This window comes from Microbacterium sp. P5_B6, from assembly GCF_056400345.1.
In genome coordinates, this window is sequence record NZ_JBFULL010000004.1 from 264,311 (window position 1) to 283,774 (window position 19,464).

Genomic DNA, 19,464 nt, shown 5'->3' on the forward strand with positions numbered 1-19,464 from the left:
CTCCGCGCCCGTTCTGGGCGACGACGGACAGATGCACTACCGGCTGACTCGGACCTCCGGCGGATGGCTCACCGACGGGTTCCTCGAGGGCATGTGGGTTGAGGTGTGCGGTTCGGGCGGCTGCGCACGCGTCAAGATCCAGAACATCCGCGGATCGGGACCGGCGTTCGACAGCCAGCTCGAGTTCCGTCCGGCGTCGTACGACAGCCTCGCGGCCATCGGCGCCGGTCCCTACACCGTCACGCGCATCGCCGCACAGGTCACCTTCACGAGCGCGAACTGGTTCACTGAGCAGTTCGTCGAGCTGCGCGCCGACCTCGGCTATTACCAGCCGATCGTCCGGCAGGGCGTCAAGAACTTCCCGGCGTCGCAGCACCTGCTCTCCCGCCTCCGGGGCCCGCTCGCCGTCGAGGGTGGCGTGACCGGCGCCGACCGGTCGCTCGAGCTCGGACTCAAGCTCCCCGGAGAGCAGGATGGACCGCTGTTCGCGATCGCCACGCAGGCTCCCGAGTCGAAGCAGATCGACGTCCTGAACATCTACGGCGACGGCAGTGTGGCGCACAACTGGGGCGTCATGACCTCCACGACGCTGCGCGGCCTCGGCATGGCGAAGGACCTCGACTTCGGGTCGACGTACGGCGGCCTGCAGGGCGAGACATTCGGAGAGCCGCAGATCTTCCCCGGCGGTGTCAGCTTCGGCTCGGTCTCGTACGTCGACGGCCAGTTCCAGACGGACGGCGGCAAGAGCACGATCGAGGTGCTGAACCTCTTCCTCGGCTCGGGCAACGACCGCCTCGACATCCAGGGCACGCTTCAGCCGGACGTCCCGGTGAAGGTCGTCGGCACCTCCATCCTCACCGCGGCCGCCGGACCGTTCGGCTCGACGTACCGCCTGACCCGCTCCGCGCCGTTCGACTTCACCGCGCAGGGCTTCCTCGTCGGCCAGACCATCACGATGACCGGGGGAGCGACCTTCCGCGTCGTCGGCTTCGGCGACGACCACCCCGAGGACACGACCGACAATACGATCCTGTACCTCGTGCTGCTGTCGGGGTCGCCGGCGACCGGCTCGTCGCTGCGCACCGTGACGGCGGCGGACGTGCCCGTCTACGGCGGCGTCGCCGCAGGCAACGCGACCGGCGCCATCACGATCACCCCGGTCGCCGCGGACGGCGGCATGGTCTCCCGCGCGACCGGCAGCTGGGTGACCGACGGCTTCACGGTCGGACAGCTCGTGATGATCGACGGGCTCAGCGGCAAGTGGCGGGTGATGGCCATTTCGTCCGATGGCAAGACGCTGACCCTACAGCGCGGCGACAAGATCGCGGCACCCGTCAGCGGCGCCCTGTCAGTGTTCGTCCCGGGCCCGCATGGCGGTATCACGACAGTCCACGGAGGCGGGAACACCCCCATCCAGAACATCTTCACCATGGACCGCGCAAACCCCGCCGCTGTCCTGACGCCCGCTCAGCTGGCGACGTACCCCGGCGCCGGAATGGTGCTCACGCGCCTCGACGGCCTGAACTGGGCCTTCAACGGCATCCTTCCCGGCAGCGGATACTTGGCGGGCGACCCCTACCTTCACCAGTACCAGCACATCCAGCTCGTGGGTGAGAACTTCACTCGCATGGTCCTCGGATTCGTCGACGCGAACTGCCTGCTCTATTCCGCCCCCATCACGGACCCGTTCCCGAACTGCGGCAAGGGTTCGGTCATGATCCTGAGTGGCCCGGACACCACCATCTCCGGCGCGGCGGCTGTGCCCTTCGGCACGAACCTGTCGACAGACGTCCGCGTCGCTCAACCGGTGCAGATCACGGTCACCACGCCGGTTCAGATCCGCACGTCGAGCCTCACCCGCACGGACGGTCTCAGCTGGACGACCGCGGGCTACAAGGTCGGCATGCAGGTGCGCATCAGCGGCTTCGCCGGCCCCTTCACGATCGCGAGCTTCTCCGGTGCGAACGACTCCGTGATGAACGTGGCGAACGCCTCGTGGACTCCGAGTCAGCACCTCAGTTCGACAGGCGTTGTGGTGCTGGATGCTGTCACTCTCACCGTCACCGGATGGGACGAGTTCCGCAGCTCGGCCGGGATCATGATCGGCGGCGACGTCATCACCGTCTGCAACCGCGAGGCCGGTTCGCTGTTCAAGATCGACGCGGACTTCGATGGCGCCATCGATGACCCGGTGACATGCGACGCCATGCACACCGCCGGCCCGGGTTCACCGCTGGTGGTCTACGGCGACACGACGCAGGACGGCGTCTGGTACTCGGGCAGCCCCGGCGACAACCTCGGCATGGAGTTCGGTCCGAAGCCCTTCGATCCCTTCACTCATATCCCAGACGGCCAGAACGAAGATGACGAGTGGATCTTCGGCCTCGCCAATCCCTTCGATCACAGCGGCAACGACATCATCGACGCCTCCGGGCTGTTCGCCGAGGTTGCGCCGGCAGCGCTGCCCACCGTCGGCATCACCGCCTATGGCGGGCTGGGGGACGACCTCATCATCGGCAGCCAGGCCGGGGACCACCTCGCGGGCGGCTCGGGCGACGATGAGATCCGTGGCGAGCGCGGAGTGGACCACATCTACGGTGACTCGGGTGTCAACGTCGATGTTCTGACCCGCGCGCTCGACATCGCCACGGTCAACCACAGCCCGAAGCCCACCGTCACGGGTGCCGGCTGGATCCCCAACGGCACGACGCTCACCCCGATCCTGGGTGGCGTGACGGGCATCGTGGACGACCTGCTCGTCGCGGGCTACGACCTCATCTACGGCGACGGGGCGCCCGGCCCCGGCCTGGGCGGTTCGACCGTCAACGCCGGTGGTATGCCGGACTCCGCGTATGACGACATCGTCTTCGGCGACCACGGCGTGATCGACCAGGACGTCGCCGACCCCAACGCGCCCGACGCACGGCTCCAGAAGATTCAGACCACGGCGCTGACCGGTTCACTCCCGACCGGTGTCGGAGTGCTGCGGATCCGCAGCGTCAACCTCGACAAGGGCGCCGACGATGTCATCTTCGGCGGGCTCGGGCGCGACGTGCTCGTCGGCGGCGCCGGCAACGACATGGTCGACGGCGACGAGGCGGACGACATCATCTTCGGGGACGCCGTCTGGTTCGACCGCACGCTCGGCGACTGGACGAGCGGCCGCTTCCAGGCGCTCTGCGGCACGCTCCTCTACAGCCGCAGCGACATCACGGTCGGCGCGGCTGCCCTCGCCAACCTGTGCCCGCTGCCGCCGGGAAGCGAGACGCCGAACCTCTATCCGGTCCCGGGCGAGAACACCTCCGGCCTCCTGCTCACCGACGGCACCCCGCGGTCTTACCGCGATCCCGACGGCGCGCCGTGGTGGGCCGAGTACGACGTCACGAACCTCTTCCACGACGTGGCGTCCGACACCGGAAACAAGTGGGCCGGCACGTGGGGCAACGACTACCTCGCGGGCGGCCAGGCGCACGACCTCGTGTTCGGCCAGCTGGGTGACGACGTCATGCAGGGCGACGGCGACATCGACCGCGCGTACAAGCGCTGGATCGACCAGCACCCGACGCTCAACGGCGACGGCTCGATCGTCACGACGACGGCAGCCATCCACGTCGGAGCGTCGCGCACGCCCGCCGGCTGCGTCGACACCGATCCCTCCGCGAGCGTCGCGATGCTCTGCGACTACACCGGCCTCCTCGTCGTCATCCCGGCGACGGAGCTGGGGACCGACGGTCAGGACTACCTCGAGGGCAACGCCGGCAACGACGTCATCTTCGGCGGGCTGGGCCAGGACGACATCCTCGGCGGCTCGAGCGACTTCTTCAGCCTCAACACCCCTGACAAGCGGCCTGACGGTCTGAAGAACCCGGCGCTGGGCTACCTCCCCGGACACGACCGCGGCGCTGACATCCTGTTCGGCGGCGCGGGCACCCAGGTCGGCATCAACAACCAGGTGAGCGGCATTGCGAGCACGCCGGCGGCGCCGGGCGGCTTCCTCGCCGACACGACGGCAGCCGCCGACATGGATGCGCGTGACGCGGACACGATCGTCGGAGACAACGGACGCGTCATCCGGATCGTCGGCACGAACCGCACCGACCTGGGCATCACGGCCGCGGGCACCGTGGGCGTCGCCCCTGTCGCGAACAGCACCCCGTACCGGCAGTTCGCGTACGACACCGTCGCCGCGCCCACCGAGCAGCGCCTCATCGTTCGCGGTGTCCACCTGCTCGACTACACAGTCGGAGGCCCCGACTACCTGCCGCTGAACTTCGGACAGCCGGTCGACTGCCTCGCCCCGAACGGCTCGCCGACGCAGCCGAACTGCTCGGTGGTCCTCGACACGGATGCCGGAGCCTGGCGCAACACGGCCGTCAACAGCGGCACCGCGGCCAAGCCCGTCTGGGTCACCCAGACCGGCGGTCGGGACGAGGTCCACGGCGAAACCGGCGACGACACCGTCTACGGCGGCGGCGACCACGACATCCTCTATGGCGATGCCCAGAACGACGACCTGATCGGCGGCTGGGGCAACGACTGGATCTCGGGCGGCACGGGCTCGGACGGCATCCTCGGCGACGACGGCCGCATCTTCACCAGCCGCAACACCGCTTGCGCCGGCGCCGCCTCGACGTCGACCTGCAACACCGAGTTCGCCGAACCGCTCTACGGCATCGTGAATCTCCGCCAGGGCGACCCCGACTCCAAGACCAGTCAGGGAGACGTGCTCAACGAGCTCATCTACACGCCCGGCCAGGTGCAGGTAGCCCGCATCAACATCGCGGGCGAGCTCGTGAAGAGCGTCGACCTCACCGTCTACAACCTGGGTCCCGATGAGATCCTCGGCAACAAGCAGGTCAACCAGCCGCTGTACGACGCGAACAACTCCGACGACATCATCTTCGGCGGCTGGGGTTCCGACTGGATCCACGGCGGCGCAGGCGATGATGCGATCAGCGGCGCCGAAGCCATCGGCGCAGGCACGCCGAGCCCCACCGGCATGCCGAACTATGCCGGCGGCTACGCGCAGCACTTCGTGCAGACAGGCCCGAACCGCGGCGACCCGAACGGACTCGAGTACATCGACTTCGCGCACCCGTGGAACCCGGGAGACGTCCTGCACTTCGGCGACGACACGAACCCGTGGCACGCCAACAACCACATCGCGCAGCGGCTCGGAGAGTTCCTCCTGTACGACGAATACGACCCCCGCCGCGCGATCCTCTTCAACGGCGCCGGGCAGACCTGGGGCTGCGTCTCGTACACGCCGAGCGGTCACACCTGCACGGGGAGCAACCCCATCGGCTCGTTCACGAACCAGTTCTTCCTGAACAACGAAGACCTCACCGGCAACTGGGTGGTCTCCTGCATCGCGGTCGACAACCAGGGCAACTGCACGCTGTACACGACGCTCGCCGGCGCGGGCACCCACCAGCCCTCCGATGGGAACGACGTCATCTTCGGCGACCTGGGCAACGACTGGCTCGTCGGCGGCACAGGGCAGGACACGCTCTGGGGCGGCTGGGGCAACGACCTGCACAACGCGGACGACAACCTGCACTCTGGGTGCGTCACCATGCAGCCGAACGGCACCTGCACCACCCCAGGCGACACGTGGCTGAACGATGTGCCGGACGGCGTGAACGAGAGCTTCCAGGACCGCGTGTACGGCGGCGCCGGCCTCGACATCCTGATCGGCAACACCGGCGGCGACCGCCTGATCGACTGGGTCGGCGAGTTCAACTCGTACATCGTGCCCTTCGCGCCGTTCGGCATCGCGACGGTGAGCCGCCAGAACGAGCCGCAGCTGCCCGAGTTCCTGTACGCGCTGTCGCGCAGCCAGGGTGTCGACATGACCCGCTGGACCGATGAAGGAAGCGAGCAGGCCCGCAACGGCGAGCCGTTCGGCGAGCTCGGCCTCATCCGCCAGTCCGACCACGGCCAGTGGCAGACCCAGACCGGCGGTCCGACCGACCCGCAGGCAGGCAACATTCCGGGCGGCCGCAGGGACACCCTGAGGGGCGTGGACTTCAACGATCCCAGCGCCGCGACCGGCTTCGCGACGGATTCCGGCACATTCACCGTCCAGTCGGGCGTCCTGAGGGTGACAGCGGCGAGCAGCACCGGCGACGCGGTGGCCGTCTGGTACTCGGATGCCTACAAGACGGTCTACTACGAGCTCGCGGCGAAGATCTCGATGGAGAAGCCGACCGCCGGGTGGAAGGCCAACGCCTTCGTGATCTTCGACTACTACGGCCCGATGGACTTCAAGTTCGCCGGCATCGACCAGTCCACGAGCAAGGTCGTGATCGGGTACCGCGCAAGCTGGGGCTGGGCCACCCTCGCGCAGGCTTCCGTTCCCGGGGGTGTGAAGGCCGGCACGTTCTACGACCTCAATGTCATCGTGAACGGACTCGTGGTCACGGCGTACATCAACGGCAAGAATGCGGTGTCGTACACCTTCGCACCACGCATCGTCGGCCAGGATCAGGTCGCCCTCAACCGGGGCCTCGTCGGCTTCGGCTCCGACCAGGCGCGCGGACTGTTCGACAACATCACGCTCACGGTCATCTCGCCCGAGATCACGATCGACCGCACCGACTACTTCGAGGGCAGCGGCGGGCTGCAACGCACGGACCTCACAGGGACGTGGACGACAACGTCGACGGGACGCCTGGAGGGGAGTGCCGCGGGGGGCTCGGCATCCACTCTCCTGGGCGTCCCTGTCGGCGGTTCGAACCCGCAGGTGCCGATCTTCGACCCGCTCACCTATATCGAACTGGAGGCTACTTTCCGCGCCGTCGGCACCACCGGCTTCATGTTCGACTGGTACAGCAGTACCGACTACAAGTTCGTGGCCCTGGATGTCGCGGGTCAGCGGATCATCGTCGGCCACTTGGAGCGCGGCAACCGCGTGATCGACCAGTCGATCGCTCGGCCTCTGACGGCGGGTGCGGACTACCTGCTGAACATCGTGCTCAAGGCGACGGTCGTCACGGTCACCCTGAGCGGCCAGGTGCTGGCATCGATCATCTTCAACGCCCCGATCGGCGACGGAAGGCAGGGAGTCTTCGGCCTCGGAACGGGGACCGTCGTCTCGCTCGCGGACTACCGCATCAAGACCGATGCGCCTGTCTACGCGAATGCGCCGCCGCCGCTTCAGAGCGTCTCGATCAGCGATGTGAGCGTGGCCGAGGGCGCTGCCGGCACGACGAAAGTCGTGACGCTGACCGTGACCAGATCGTCGGCCGAGGGCTCACTGAGCGTGGGCTGGACCCTCGACCCGGGCGCGACCGCGACAGCGGGCACGGACTTCACGGCCGGCACAAGCGGTGCGAGCGCCACAAGCGGCACGGTCACCTTCGCCCCGGGCCAGACCACCGCCACCATCACCTTCATCGTCAAGGGCGACGGCACCCTTGAACCCGACGAGTCCTTTGTCGTCCGGCTGCTCCCGACACCGTCCGTCAACCTCAAGAAGTCCGGCGGTGTCGTGACCATCCTCAACGACGACAGATAGCGACGATCCCGAAGTCCTCCGGACCGCAGCCCCCCTAGCGCGCATCCGGACGGGGATCGCAGCCCGCTCACCCGACACCGAAAAGCGGCGCGTGCCCCTCGTGCTGCGGTGCAGCGGGTGAGCGGGTCTCATGTCCGCCGAGGCGAAGCCCCTCGATGCCAACCCCGGGGATGCCGCCGCCTGGTTGCGCCGGTTCCGGTCAGACCGCGACGGGGGATGCCGCCAGCAGCGTCCGCGCGGAGATCGTGCGCCGCCGGGTCACGGCGAGGACCGTCGCCACGAACGCGAGCACCCCCCAGATCGCCAGCCCGGCCAGCCCGGCGCCCACTCCGCCGGCCGCCGTCAATGCGCCCACCATGCCGTTGTAGGCAGGAGTCGTGGGCATGACGGTCGAGATGGCGGCAAGTGCGGGCGGCACGGTGGAGACGACGCCGGTGGCAATCAGGAACGCGCCGATGAGCGCCGCGATCCAGCGGCCCGCGCCGCCGAACACGGCGACGAGCGCCTGGTTGACCGCGGCGAAGGCGACGCCTGCCCCGATGCAGAGGCCCGCGAAGAGCGACCACTCGGTCCAGTCGTAGGAGGCGGCGAGCTGCACGACGCTCGCGACGAGGAGTCCCTGCAGAGCGCCGATCGCGGCAGCCGGCCCGAACGCCCGGAAGGCGATCGCGGCCGACGGGGCCCGCGACGAGAGCGCCCGACGACTGACCGCCTGCATCGCCACGAAGGTGGCGAGCCCGCCGAACCACAGGGCTGCCGTCGCGAGCAGCGGAATAGCGGACTCGCCGAAGAGGCTGTTGGAGTTTCCCTCGGCCGCGACGGGGTTCGACACGACATCGGCGAGGCTCGCCGCTTCGGTGTCGGAGTAGGTCGGGATCTGGTCGGTTGCGGTCTGCAGTCCCGTCGCGAGCTGGTCGGTGCCCGAGGCGAGCTGGGCGACGCCGTCGGCGAGGCTCTGCGCGCCCGTGGCGAGCTGGTCGCCGCCGTCCCCGAGCTGCGACGCGCCCGTCGCCAGCTGGCGCGCGCCGTCCGCGGACTGGGTCGTGCCCGACTGCAGCTTGTCCAGCCCCGATGCGAGCCCGCGGGCGCCGTCCGCGGCATCCGTCAGTCCTGCGCTCGTCTGGGTCATGAGGTCGGCGATGCCGCTCGCCGTCGGGGTCGCGTAGCCGCTCGCATAGCCGGCGCTGGTGGCAGCCGTGCCCGCGTCCGCGGCCGCTGCCCCGAGGCCGGCCGCGATGCCGCCGAGCTGCTGGCAGAACGCGGGGTCCTCTCCCGTGAGCCCGCACTGCGCGGCGAGTGCACCGAGCTGCTGCGCGAGGCCAGGTGCATCAGGGGCCGGGTTGCCGAGAGTGAGGGCGAGCGCCTGCGTCTGCGCCGCGGCGTCACCGGCATAGCTCGCGGTGGCGTTCGCGGCGTCCTTGAGCTGCTGGTTCTGCACCCCGGCGGCCGCCTGATCCAGTCCTGTCGCCAGGTCGCGTGCGCCCCCGGCGGCCCCGCCGATGCCCGCGGCGATCTGGTCCAGACCGCCGGCGAGCGACGTCGCACCTGACGCGATGCCGCTTGCGCCGTCGGCGAGCTGCGTCGCGCCGCTCGGCAGCTGCGCTGCGCCGTCGGAGGCCTGCTGTGCGCCGTCTGCGAGTTCACGCGCGCCGGTCGCTGCCTCGCCCAGCTGGTCGCCGAGCGTCGTGAAGCCGAGGAAGACGTTCTCGAGGTACACCTGCGAGATCTGGTCTCCCATGAGCGATGCCGCGGCCTGTGTCACCTGGGCGGTGATGGCGCTGTCGACGATCAGGGCGTCGGGTGCCGTCTGCACCCCGATCGTGGCCTGCTCGGGAGTCTCGCCGGGCCGTGTCGAGGTGGCGGCCGCCGAGAAGTTCTCGGGGATCGTCACCACCGCGTCGTAGGTGCCGTCGGCAAGGCCTTCGGCCGCGTCGTCGGTGTTCGACAGCGTCCAGGTCAGGTTGCTGTCGAGCTCGTCCGACCCCTCGACCAGGCCCGCCGTCAGCTGGCGGCCGAGGGGGACGATCTGGTCGTCGATCGTGACCGGCTCGTCGTTGTTGACGATGGCCGCATTGATCTGGTCGAGTCGCTCGGCCGGGTTGTACAGCGAGGCGACGAGGATGCCTCCGATGACGACGGGAAGCAGCAGCACCCCGATCAGCGTCAGCCACGTGACGGGCTTCCGCGAGCGGGCGCGTTCGATGGGGAGGCTCATGCGTTCACTTCCAGTGAGGAGGGAGCGGTTGTCCGTGACAGGTCGAGTGTCGGCGCGTCGAAGCGGCCGGCCTCGGTGAGGAGGGCCCGGGCGAGGGCGGGGTCGGTCGCCGAGACGAGGACGGTGACGGATGCCGCGCCGCGCAGCGACTCGGCCGCCTCTGTCAGCTCGGTGGCGGTCAGGGTGTCGGCGCCGTCGATCACGACGAGCGACGTGCGACCGCGGAGTGCGCGCTCGATTTCACGCACGGGTTCGTCCGAGCCGCGCAGCAGCGCGACGCCGACGTGCGCGCGCACCCAGGCGCCGCGCTCGGGAAGCAGGTGCCCGGCGACGCGAAGCCTGCCGTCGGTGGGGGCGAGACGCCCCGCGACGGTGAGGAGGAGCGCTGTGGCGGAGGCGGGGACCGCCGAGGTGACGACGAGCGAGTCGCCCCGCTCCGCGCGGAACGAGACGTCCGTGAGCAGCACTCGTCCGTCATCCGACACGTCGAGGTCCTCCGCGACGACGACGGCGGTGGTGTCGCGTTCGGGCCAGTCCGCGAGTGACAGTTCGCGCTCGACGGCCTCGCCCTCGATGTCGAAGTGGGGGAGGACGCGGTCGAGCCAGCGCGGGATCCACCATGCCTTGTCGCCGAGCAGCGCCATGACGGCGGGAACGAGCGTCATGCGCACGAAGAACGCATCGATCGCGATGCCCGCGGCAAGACCCAGGGCGATGGGCTTGATCGCCGTGTCGCCTTCGGGGATGAACGCTGCGAAGACCGCGAACATGATGACGGCTGCGGCCGTCACGACACGAGCCGAGGCGGTGAAGCCGGAGCGCACGGCGCCGACCGCCATGTCGCGATCGCCCACGCCGCCCTGGGCGCGGCGCTTGTGGACGTAGTCCTCACGCATGCGCGACACCAGGAACACCTCGTAGTCCATGGCAAGGCCGAACAGCACGCCCATGAGGATGATCGGCATGAAGCTGATGATCGGGCCGGTCTTGGCGACGTGGAGGGCATCCGAGAACCAGCCGAACTCGAACACGAGCGCGATGACGCCGAAGGCCGCCGCCACGGACAGGAGATACCCGAGGGCCGCCTTGATCGGCACCCAGATCGACCGGAAGACGATCGTGAGGAGCACGAGCGACAGGCCCACGACGAAGATGCCGAAGGGCAGCAGTGCGCCGCCGAGGCGGTCCGAGATGTCGATCGAGACGGCCGTGAAGCCGGTGACCTTGAGGTCCACGCCGTACTTCTCGAGCCATTCGTCGTGGTGCGAGCGCAGTTCTCGCACCAGCTCCGCGGTGGCGGGGTCGTCCGGCGCCGTCTCGGGCACGAGCTGCACGATTCCGGTGTCGGCGGTCTCGTTCGGGACCGCCAGGGCGACAGCCTTCACGCCCGGGATGTCGAGCACCGCGTCGCCGAGGTCCTGCATGAGCCCCAGAGGGTCGGTCGAGGTGACGATGGTGCCGGTGAGGATCAGCGGGCCGTTGAAGCCGGGGCCGAAGTGCTCGGTGGTCAGGTCGTAGGCCTGGCGCGCCTCGCTCGTCTCGGGCTGCATGCCCGCGTTCGGCAGGGCGAGGCGCAGGCTCGCCGCCGGGATCGCGAGGATCCCGAGGCCGACGACGACCGCGATCGTCGTGATGACCGGATGCCGCGTCACCCCGCCGACCCAGCGCTCCGCGAAGCCGCGACGTCGGCGGCGCGTGGGTGTGGCGGCTGCCGCGGTGGCGGATGCCGCGGTGGCGGCTGCCGCGGTGGCGGATGCCGCGGCCCGGGTCGATGCCTGGTCATCCACCGGGACGGGGGGCGCAGCATCCGTCTCGTCGACAGGCGGGACAGCAGGCTTGCGCCGCTTCCAGCCGACGACCCGTCCCTTGGCGAAGCCGAGCAGGGCAGGGGAGAGGGTGAGGGCGACGAGGACCGCGATCGCGACGGCGACCGAGGCGGCGATGCCCATCGTGGTGAGGAACGGGATGTTCGCCAGCGACAGGCCGATGAGCGCGATGAGCACCGTGACGCCGGCGAACACGACGGCCGAGCCGGCCGTGCCGGTGGCGCGCGCGGCCGATTCTTCCGGGTCCACGCCCGTCCGCACCTGATCCTGATGTCGGGCGATGATGAACAGGGCGTAGTCGATGCCGACCGCGAGCCCGAGCATGATCGCGAGCAGCGGCGTGGTCGAAGAGATCGACGCGAACGCGGTCGAGACGTAGATGAGCGAGATCGCGAGTGCGACCCCGATCAGCGCGGTGACCAGGGGGAACCATGCCACGGCGAATGAGCGGAACGTGACGATCAGGACGAACAGCGCGATGAGAACGCCGACGGCCTCGACGATCGAGATGGCGGGGACGGACTGGGAATAGAGGTCTCCGCCGATCGCCACCTGCGAGCCCGCCGGGAGCGACTCCTCGAGGTCGGCGCTGACCTCCTTGAGGTCCGCCTTCGCCTCGGGGGAGACATCCGTCGCCTGTCCTTCGAACTGCAGGCGGATGATCGCCGCGTTCCCGTCGTCCGAGACCAGCCCCGAGACGAACTCGTTGAACGGATCGGTGACCGCCAGGACCCCGTCGAGGTCTTCGAGGTCGGCGATCGTGTCGTCGATCGCCGACTTGTAGGGCTCCTCGTCGACCTGGTCGCCGTCGGCGGCGACGATCACGAGCTGCGCGCTCGTGCCGCTCGCCTGCGGGAACGACCGGGCGAGCTGCTGAATGCCGGCCTGGGCTTCGGTGCCCGGGATCGAGAACGAGTTGTCGGTGCCCTGCATGAACGCCGCAGCGCTGCCGCCCGCGATGCCGAGCAGCAGCAGCCACGCGACGAGGACGCGCCACGGGTGGCGGTACGACCAGCGCCCGAGGGCATAAAGCAGAGTGGACACGGAGCCTCCGGTCGGAAATTCAGAATGGTCCGATACGCCGCTGTATCCGATACATAGATGTATCGTAAAGTCGCACCGGTTCGCAAGGCTGAGCGCCAGGTGTGAATGAGCCACACGAGGAGAACATGTTGACGGATGCCGCGACCACCCGCCGCCGAGACGTCACCCGCCGGCGTCTCGTGGATGCCGCCGCCGAGGTCTTCGCCGAGGTCGGACTGGATGCGGCGTCCGTCGAGGCGATCTGCGAACGCGCCGGGTTCACCCGGGGAGCCTTCTACTCCAACTTCGAGACGAAGGAAGAGCTCTTCCTCGAGCTTGCGGGCATCGTCCAGCGCGAGCGGGTCGCGTCGGTGCGCGCTCGTGTCACACAGCTCGAGGCGAGCGGGGCCCTGGCCGATACGTCGCCCGATGCGCTCTCCATCATCCAGGCGGCTCTCGACACCTCCGCCGAGGATCGCCTCAGCATCCTGCTCATGAGTGAGATCCGCATCCACGCACTGCGAAACCCGAAGCTCGCTGCGGCCTACCTCGCGCAGGAGCAGGAGATGGTGCACAGTGTCGCGCACATCATCGAGGACATCGGTCGCGGGGGCTCGCTCTCGTTCCGGCTGCCCGCGAACGAAGCGGCGCGGATCATGATGGCCGTATGGGAGAGCTCAGCGGTGCGCGCAGCGATGGCTGGCGTCGATAACGAGCAGATGTGCCGCCGCTCCAACGAGGAGATCGCCCGGGTCGCGCAGCTGATCATCGAGCCACGCTGAGAATCGGCCCCCTGCCGCGTCAGGCGAGCAGGGCGTGGCAGCGAGTCAGGCGAGCAGGGCGTGGCAGCGCGTCAGGCGCTCGAGCCACCAGTCCCGTTGGGCGGCGGATGCCTCCTGAGCGGCCAGGAGCGCCGGGTCAGGCGTGACGCGGCCGACCTGCAGCACGCCTCCGCGCGGGGTGAGTGCGGGGCTCGTCACGTCGGACTCGAACAGCGACGCCGTGCCCAGCCCGCAGTCGTAGTCGAGCTCCGGGAGAGCCGCCGCCAGCGCGACGCCCATCGCGAGGCCCACAGAGGTATCCAGGGCGCTCGAGACCACGGCCGGCAGTCCCGCCTCGGCGACGATCTCGAGCGCACGACGCACTCCGCCGAGCGGCTGGGCCTTGATGACCAGGAGATCGGCGGCGCCCGCGCGCGCGACGGCGAGCGGGTCGTCCGCCTTGCGCACGCTCTCGTCGGCGGCGATCGGCACCCCCATGTACTTGATGCGGCGCCGCAGTTCGCCGAGCTCCTCGACGCTGGCACACGGCTGCTCGACGTATTCGAGGTCGAACTCGGCAAGTGCATGCACGGCGTGCTCAGCCTCATCGACGTTCCACGCGCCGTTCGCGTCGACGCGCACGCGCCCTTCGGGGCCCATCGCGGCGCGCACGGCGCGCACCCGCTCGATGTCGTCGGTCAGGGTCTGCCCGGGTTCAGCGACCTTGACCTTGGCGGTCCGGCATCCGTCATAGCGGGCCAGGATCTCGGGAACGGATGCTGCACCCACGGCGGGCACCGTCGCGTTGACGCGGATCTCCGATCGACGCGCAGTCGGCTGCTCGGCCCATCCGAAGTCGATGGCCGCCGCGAGCCAGGTCGAGGCCTCGCTGTCGCCGTACTCGGCGAAGGGCGAGAACTCCGTCCAGCCCTCCGGACCTTCCAGCAGGACGGCCTCGCGCACCTCGACCCCGCGGAATCGCGTCACAAGGGGGAGTGCCACCACCCTGGCAGACGCGAGCAGTTCGGCGAGCGGGGGGACGGGAGCGGCGTCGGTCACGCGCCCATCCTCTCTCACCCCGGCTCGAGCGCCTGCTTCCGCGCGGCATTCCGGGTCACAGCAATGTGCGATTGACTATAGTGTGTAACGCACAGTAAGGTGTGAGACATGAGCGAGACCGAAGCACTCGAGACGCATCTCCAGGAGCTGCGTCGGGGAACGGTCGTCCTCGCGTGCCTGCGGCTCCTGCGGCGACCCGGGTACGGCTATGGACTGCTCGACGAGCTGAACACCCGTGGTTTCGACACGGATGCGAACACGCTGTATCCCCTGCTCCGCCGCCTGGAGAAGCAGGGGCATCTGACGAGCGAGTGGAACACCGACGAGGCACGACCCCGCAAGTTCTACCGCACCAGCGCGGCGGGCATCCGTCTCGCCGGCGCCCTCAGCCAGGATCTCGCGCGCGTCGTCGCCGCGATCGACGCACTCCCCGAGGAGGACTGAAATGAACGCCACCCTCACCGACCGCTACATCGACGCCGCCATGCGGACCGTCCCGGAGAAGCAGCGGCCAGACCTCTCCGCTGAGCTCCGCGGGTCGATCGCCGACCAGATCGACGCGCGCACCGACGCCGGCGACCCGCAGGAGGTCGCGGAGCGGGCCGTGCTGACCGAGCTCGGCGACCCCGACAAGCTCGCCGCCGGTTACACCGACCGGCCCCTGCATCTGATCGGTCCGCGCTACTACCTGGACTGGTGGCGGCTGCTGAAGCTGCTGCTGTGGATCGTCCCCGCGTGCGCCGCGTTCGGCATCGCGCTCGGTCAGACTCTCGCCGGTGGGACGTTCGGCGAGGTCGTCGGCTCGACGGTCGCGGGCATCATCGGCGTCATCGTTCATCTGTTCTTCTGGGTGACGCTCGTGTTCGCGATCCTGGAGCGGAGCACCGGTGAGGGTGCGCGCGGTCGCACAGCGCGTCGCGGCGGAGAGCCGTGGCCGCAATGGACCCTCGATCAGCTTCCGCAGGTGCGGGAGTCGGGTGCGAGACTCCCCGACCTCATCGGGTCACTGGTCTTCCTGGTGCTCGGCGCAGCGGCGATCCTGTGGGATCTGCTCATCGGCTTCGTTCCCGGCACTGATCTGTCGTTCCTCGATCCCGGCCTCTGGCCGTGGTGGATCGCCGCCCTCTTCGTGCTCATGGGGCTCGAAGCGCTGCTCGCCTTCCTGGTCTACCGCGGGGGCCGCTGGACCTTCGGCCTGGCGATCGCGAATGCGCTGCTCGCGCTGGCCTTCGCCGTTCCGGCGCTCTGGCTGCTCGCCCAGGATCAGCTCCTCAACCCGGAGTTCTTCCCGAGTCTCGTCCCTGACGACGGGGCCGAGGTCGCTCAGATCATGGCCGTCCTCACGGGCTTCGGCATTGTGGTCATCGCGCTCTGGGACATCATCGACGGCTTCCTCAAAGCCCGCCGCTCACGGTGAGGGCACGACGCAGACGGACGGCCGGTCATGACAGCCGGCCGTCCCCGGGCCGGACGACCCGCAGCCAGCGGTAGCCGTAGGCGGGCAGCTCGAGGGTCACCTCCTTCCGATCGTCCAAGGCCATCCGCTCAGGTCCGAGGAGGTCCGACAGCGCCACGGCGTCGGGATCGTCGGCGAGCGAGATCACGGTCTTGACGGGGACGTCCGCGAAGTTGTGCAGCGCGACGAATCGTCCAGGGTCCGCTCGCACGGAGTGGGCGAGCACGGCCGGCTGATCCTGTGTGAGCACCTCGAATCGGCCCCAGCCGATCTCGGGCGAGGAGCGGTAGCGCACCGCGAGGCGCTGCACGAACTGCAGCAGCGAATCGTCGTCGGCGATCTGCGCGTTCACATTGACGTGCTCCGGCCCGTACCCGTCCGCGGGCTGCGGCGCCACGAGGCGGGATGCCGCCGCAGAGGAGAAGCCGCCGTTCTTGCCGGTGTCCCACTGCATGGGCGTGCGCACCGACTGCCTGCCCTCGATGTCGATGTTCTCGCCCATGCCGATCTCCTCTCCGTAGAACAGGACGGGCGTGCCGGGAAGCGAGAAGAGAAGGCTGTAGACCATGCGGATGCGGCGGGGATCGCCCGCGAGCATCGGCGGGACGCGCCGCGTGATCCCGCGGCCGTAGACCCGCTGGCGCTCATCCGGCGCGAACGCCTCGAAGACCTCCTCGCGCTCCGCGTCGGTCAGCTTGTCGAGGGTCAGCTCGTCGTGGTTGCGCACGAAGTTCGCCCACTGCGCCTCGGGGGCGATCTCGGGTCGGGATGTCAGGGCGCGGACCAGAGGAGCCGGATCCGAGCGCGCCAGTGAGAGATAGAGCGCCTGCATCGAGATGAAGTCGAACTGCATGGTGAGCTCTTCGACGCCGTCGACGCCGAAGTACTCGCGCTGCTCGTCGTATGGCAGGTTCACTTCGCCGAGCAGCACCGCCTCGCTGCTGCGCCGCTGCAGGAATCGCCGGATGTCGCGCAGGTACTCGTGCGGGTCGGTGTTCGCGACGCCGGGAGGCGCCTGGAGGAGGAACGGCACCGCGTCGACGCGAAAGCCCGAGACGCCGAGCTCGAGCCAGAACCCGATGACCTTGGCGATCTCGTCCCGGACGCGGGGGTTGGTGATGTTCAGGTCGGGCTGATGCCGGTAGAAGCTGTGCAGGAAGTACTGCCCGGTCTTCTCCTCCAGCTCCCACACGCTGGTCTCCTCGCCCGGGAAGACCGTTTCCGCCTGCTTCTTCGGCGGCTCATCCACCCACACGTAGAAGTCCCGGAACTTCGCGTCCCGGCTCCGACGGGCATTGACGAACCAGGGATGCCGATCCGAGGTGTGATTCACCACGAGGTCGACGATCACCCTCATGCCCCGGTCCTTCGCGGTGCGGATCACCTCCACGAAGTCGCCGTGGCTGCCGAGGCGGCGGTCGACCCCGTAGAAGTCGGTGATGTCATAGCCGTCGTCGCGGTCGGGGGTCGGATAGAAGGGCATGAGCCAGAGGCACGTCACACCGAGGTCCGCGAGGTAGTCGATGCGGCGTGCGAGGCCGAGGAAGTCGCCGATGCCGTCGCCGTCCCCATCCATGAACGTCTCGACGTCGAGGCAGTAGATCACCGCCGTCTTCCACCACAGGTCGCTGGTGTCGGTGATCTTCATGACTCCTCCCGCAGACGCGGCAGCAGTTCCGCCTCGGCTCGCTGAAGGAAGCTGGTCTGCTCCTTCCCCACGTGATGGAGGTACAGCCGGTCGAAGCCGATCGCGGCGAGCTCCGCGATCCGCTCGGCCAGCGCCCCGGCATCCGAATCGACCAGCACCGCTGTGCGCAACTGGTCCTCGTCGGGATCCGCGACCGCCGCATCGAAGTCCTCCGGCTGATCGAAGTCCCAGGCGCGCGGCGGCCCGATCAGCCCGTTGGGCCACTGGTCCCGCGCGAGGGCCAGAGCTTCGGCATCCGTTGTCCCGAGCGAGAGATGCACCTGCAGGGCGCAGGGCCCGGTGCCTCCGTTGGACCGGTATGCCTCGACGACGCGGCGCAGCGCGGCGGGCTCCTGCGCCACGGTCGCGAGACCGTCCACGCGGCCGGCGAGCCATCCCGCGGTCTCGGCGCTGACCGCGGCGCCGAACAGCGGCGGTGCGGCGATCGGCCGTGACCAGAGTCGGGCCCTGTCGATTTTCACCAAGCCGTCGGCCGACACCTCCTCTCCCGCGAGCAGGCGTCGGATCGCACCGAGCGACTCGTCCAGCCGCGCGTTGCGGTCGTCCTTCGAGGGCCACGGGTCGCCCGTGATGTGCTCGTTCATCGCCTCGCCGCTCCCGAGCGCCGCCCAGAACCGTCCGGGGAACATCTCCTCGAGCGTCGCGATCGCCTGCGCGACCACCGCCGGGTGGTACCGCTGCCCCGGCGCGTTCACGACGCCGATCGAGAAGGATGTCGTGGCCAGCGCCGCGCCGAGCCAGGACCACGCGAACCCCGACTCGCCCTGTCGCACGCCCCACGGGGCGTAGTGGTCCGAGCACATCGCGCCGTCGAAGCCGGCGTGCTCGGCATCCTGAACGAAGCGCAGCAGCGCACTCGGCGGAAGCTGCTCGTGCGAGCAGTGGTATCCGATGAAAGTCATCCCCTCAGTCTCTCGGGCCGGGGGCCACCCCACGAGGGGCTTGCGAGGCATCTCCGGATCCGGCATGAGCCGCCCGCCCCCGCCGGCCTCGGGCTGCGCTGAGACGAGGTCACAAAGTGATTGCGCCGTCCTCGCCTTGCCGTCCTCCGCCAGCCCTAGGCTGAGCCCCATGCCTCTTCTCGACACTCCCGTGCGGCTCGGCGTGCAGCTCCAGCCGCAGCACGCCCCGTACACCGCTTTCCGCGACGCCGTGCGGCGGCTCGAAGACCTCGGCGTCGACATCCTGTTCAACTGGGACCACTTCTTCCCGCTGTCGGGCGATCCCGACGGGCTGCACTTCGAGTCGTGGACCATGCTCGCGGCCTGGGCGGAGCAGACCGAGCGCGTGGAGTTCGGGGCGCTCGTCAACTGCAACAGCTACCGCAATCCCGATCTCCAGGCCGACATGGCGCGGACGATCGACCACATCTCGGCAAAGGGCGGCGAGGGCCGGTTCATCTTCGCGACCGGATCGGGCTGGTTCGAGCGCGATTACGCCGAGTACGGCTACGAGTTCGGCACCGCGGGGTCGCGCCTGGACGACCTCGCCGAGGGTCTGCAGCGCATCGAAGCCCGCTGGCAGAAGCTCAACCCGGCGCCGACGCGCCGGATCCCCGTGATGATCGGCGGCAAGGGCGAGCAGAAGACCCTGCGTCTGGTCGCTCGCCACGCAGACATCTGGCACAGCTTCGTCGGGCCCGACGACCTGCCGCACAAGATCGATGTCATCCAGCGGTGGGCCGATAAGGAGGGGCGCGACACGTCGAACCTCGTCGTGTCGAACGAGCTGCACCGCCGCACCGAGGACTTCGCCGACGAGCTGTACGACGCGGGCACGCGGCTGTTCACGCTCGCGTTCGAGGGGCCGGACTGGGACTACTCGCTCATCGAGTCCTGGCTGCGCTGGCGGGACGCCAAGAACGGCTGACCGGTAGGACGGCGATCCCCGCGTAACG

At 69.2% G+C, this 19,464-nt stretch carries 10 protein-coding genes (1 of these 10 running past the window's edge); 5 read left to right on the forward strand and 5 right to left on the reverse strand.

Annotated features, from left to right (window positions below; all coding sequences use genetic code 11):
* Positions 1-7,519: the 3' end of a hypothetical protein gene (locus tag AC1DP3_RS07780; protein ID WP_477292582.1), read on the forward strand. Its footprint begins 24,713 nt before the window's first position; only the last 7,519 of its 32,232 coding nucleotides appear in the window; the start codon falls outside the window, past its left edge; it ends in the stop codon at positions 7,517-7,519.
* Between the two features lie 199 nt (positions 7,520-7,718).
* Here the strand turns inward: AC1DP3_RS07780 and AC1DP3_RS07785 are convergent, their stop codons facing one another.
* Together AC1DP3_RS07785 and AC1DP3_RS07790 are read right to left on the reverse strand one after the other, a co-directional pair.
* The gene (locus AC1DP3_RS07785; RefSeq protein WP_477292583.1) at positions 7,719-9,734 is read right to left on the reverse strand and encodes a YhgE/Pip family protein; all 2,016 of its coding nucleotides are present in this window, start codon (positions 9,732-9,734) and stop codon (positions 7,719-7,721) included.
* Positions 9,731-12,604, reverse strand: coding sequence for an MMPL family transporter (locus AC1DP3_RS07790; RefSeq protein WP_477292584.1), 2,874 nt, complete (start codon positions 12,602-12,604; stop codon positions 9,731-9,733). The genes AC1DP3_RS07785 and AC1DP3_RS07790 overlap by 4 nt, the downstream gene beginning before the upstream one ends.
* A 101-nt stretch (positions 12,605-12,705) precedes the next feature.
* On the opposite strand from AC1DP3_RS07790, the gene AC1DP3_RS07795 reads away from it, so the two are divergent.
* Positions 12,706-13,365 carry a TetR/AcrR family transcriptional regulator gene (locus AC1DP3_RS07795; RefSeq protein WP_477292585.1) on the forward strand — a complete coding sequence of 220 codons (660 nt, stop codon included), beginning with the start codon at positions 12,706-12,708 and terminating at the stop codon, positions 13,363-13,365.
* Positions 13,366-13,410: 45 nt separating this feature from the next.
* Here AC1DP3_RS07795 and AC1DP3_RS07800 read toward each other — a convergent pair whose 3' ends face one another.
* Positions 13,411-14,403, reverse strand: coding sequence for an o-succinylbenzoate synthase (locus AC1DP3_RS07800; RefSeq protein ID WP_477292586.1), 993 nt, complete (start codon positions 14,401-14,403; stop codon positions 13,411-13,413).
* Positions 14,404-14,511: 108 nt separating this feature from the next.
* Between AC1DP3_RS07800 and AC1DP3_RS07805 the strand changes: the two genes are divergently transcribed.
* Both AC1DP3_RS07805 and AC1DP3_RS07810 read left to right on the forward strand, forming a co-directional pair.
* On the forward strand, positions 14,512-14,847 hold the full coding sequence (locus AC1DP3_RS07805) for a PadR family transcriptional regulator (RefSeq protein WP_477292587.1): 336 nt from the start codon (positions 14,512-14,514) through the stop codon (positions 14,845-14,847).
* 1 nt (position 14,848) lies between these two features.
* Complete coding sequence (locus AC1DP3_RS07810; RefSeq protein ID WP_477292588.1) at positions 14,849-15,820, forward strand: permease prefix domain 1-containing protein; 972 nt, start codon at positions 14,849-14,851, stop codon at positions 15,818-15,820.
* Between the two features lie 25 nt (positions 15,821-15,845).
* On the opposite strand, the gene AC1DP3_RS07815 is transcribed toward AC1DP3_RS07810, so the two are convergent.
* Both AC1DP3_RS07815 and AC1DP3_RS07820 read right to left on the reverse strand, forming a co-directional pair.
* Entirely contained in the window at positions 15,846-17,507 is a 1,662-nt protein-coding gene (locus AC1DP3_RS07815; protein ID WP_477292589.1) for an alpha-amylase family protein, read from the reverse strand.
* Entirely contained in the window at positions 17,504-18,469 is a 966-nt protein-coding gene (locus tag AC1DP3_RS07820; protein WP_477292590.1) for a TIGR03885 family FMN-dependent LLM class oxidoreductase, read from the reverse strand. The genes AC1DP3_RS07815 and AC1DP3_RS07820 overlap by 4 nt, the downstream gene beginning before the upstream one ends.
* Positions 18,470-18,638: 169 nt before the next feature.
* Here AC1DP3_RS07820 and AC1DP3_RS07825 point away from each other — a divergent pair, with 169 nt between their 5' ends.
* Positions 18,639-19,436, forward strand: coding sequence for an LLM class F420-dependent oxidoreductase (locus AC1DP3_RS07825; RefSeq protein WP_477292591.1), 798 nt, complete (start codon positions 18,639-18,641; stop codon positions 19,434-19,436).
* Positions 19,437-19,464: the final 28 nt, after the last annotated feature.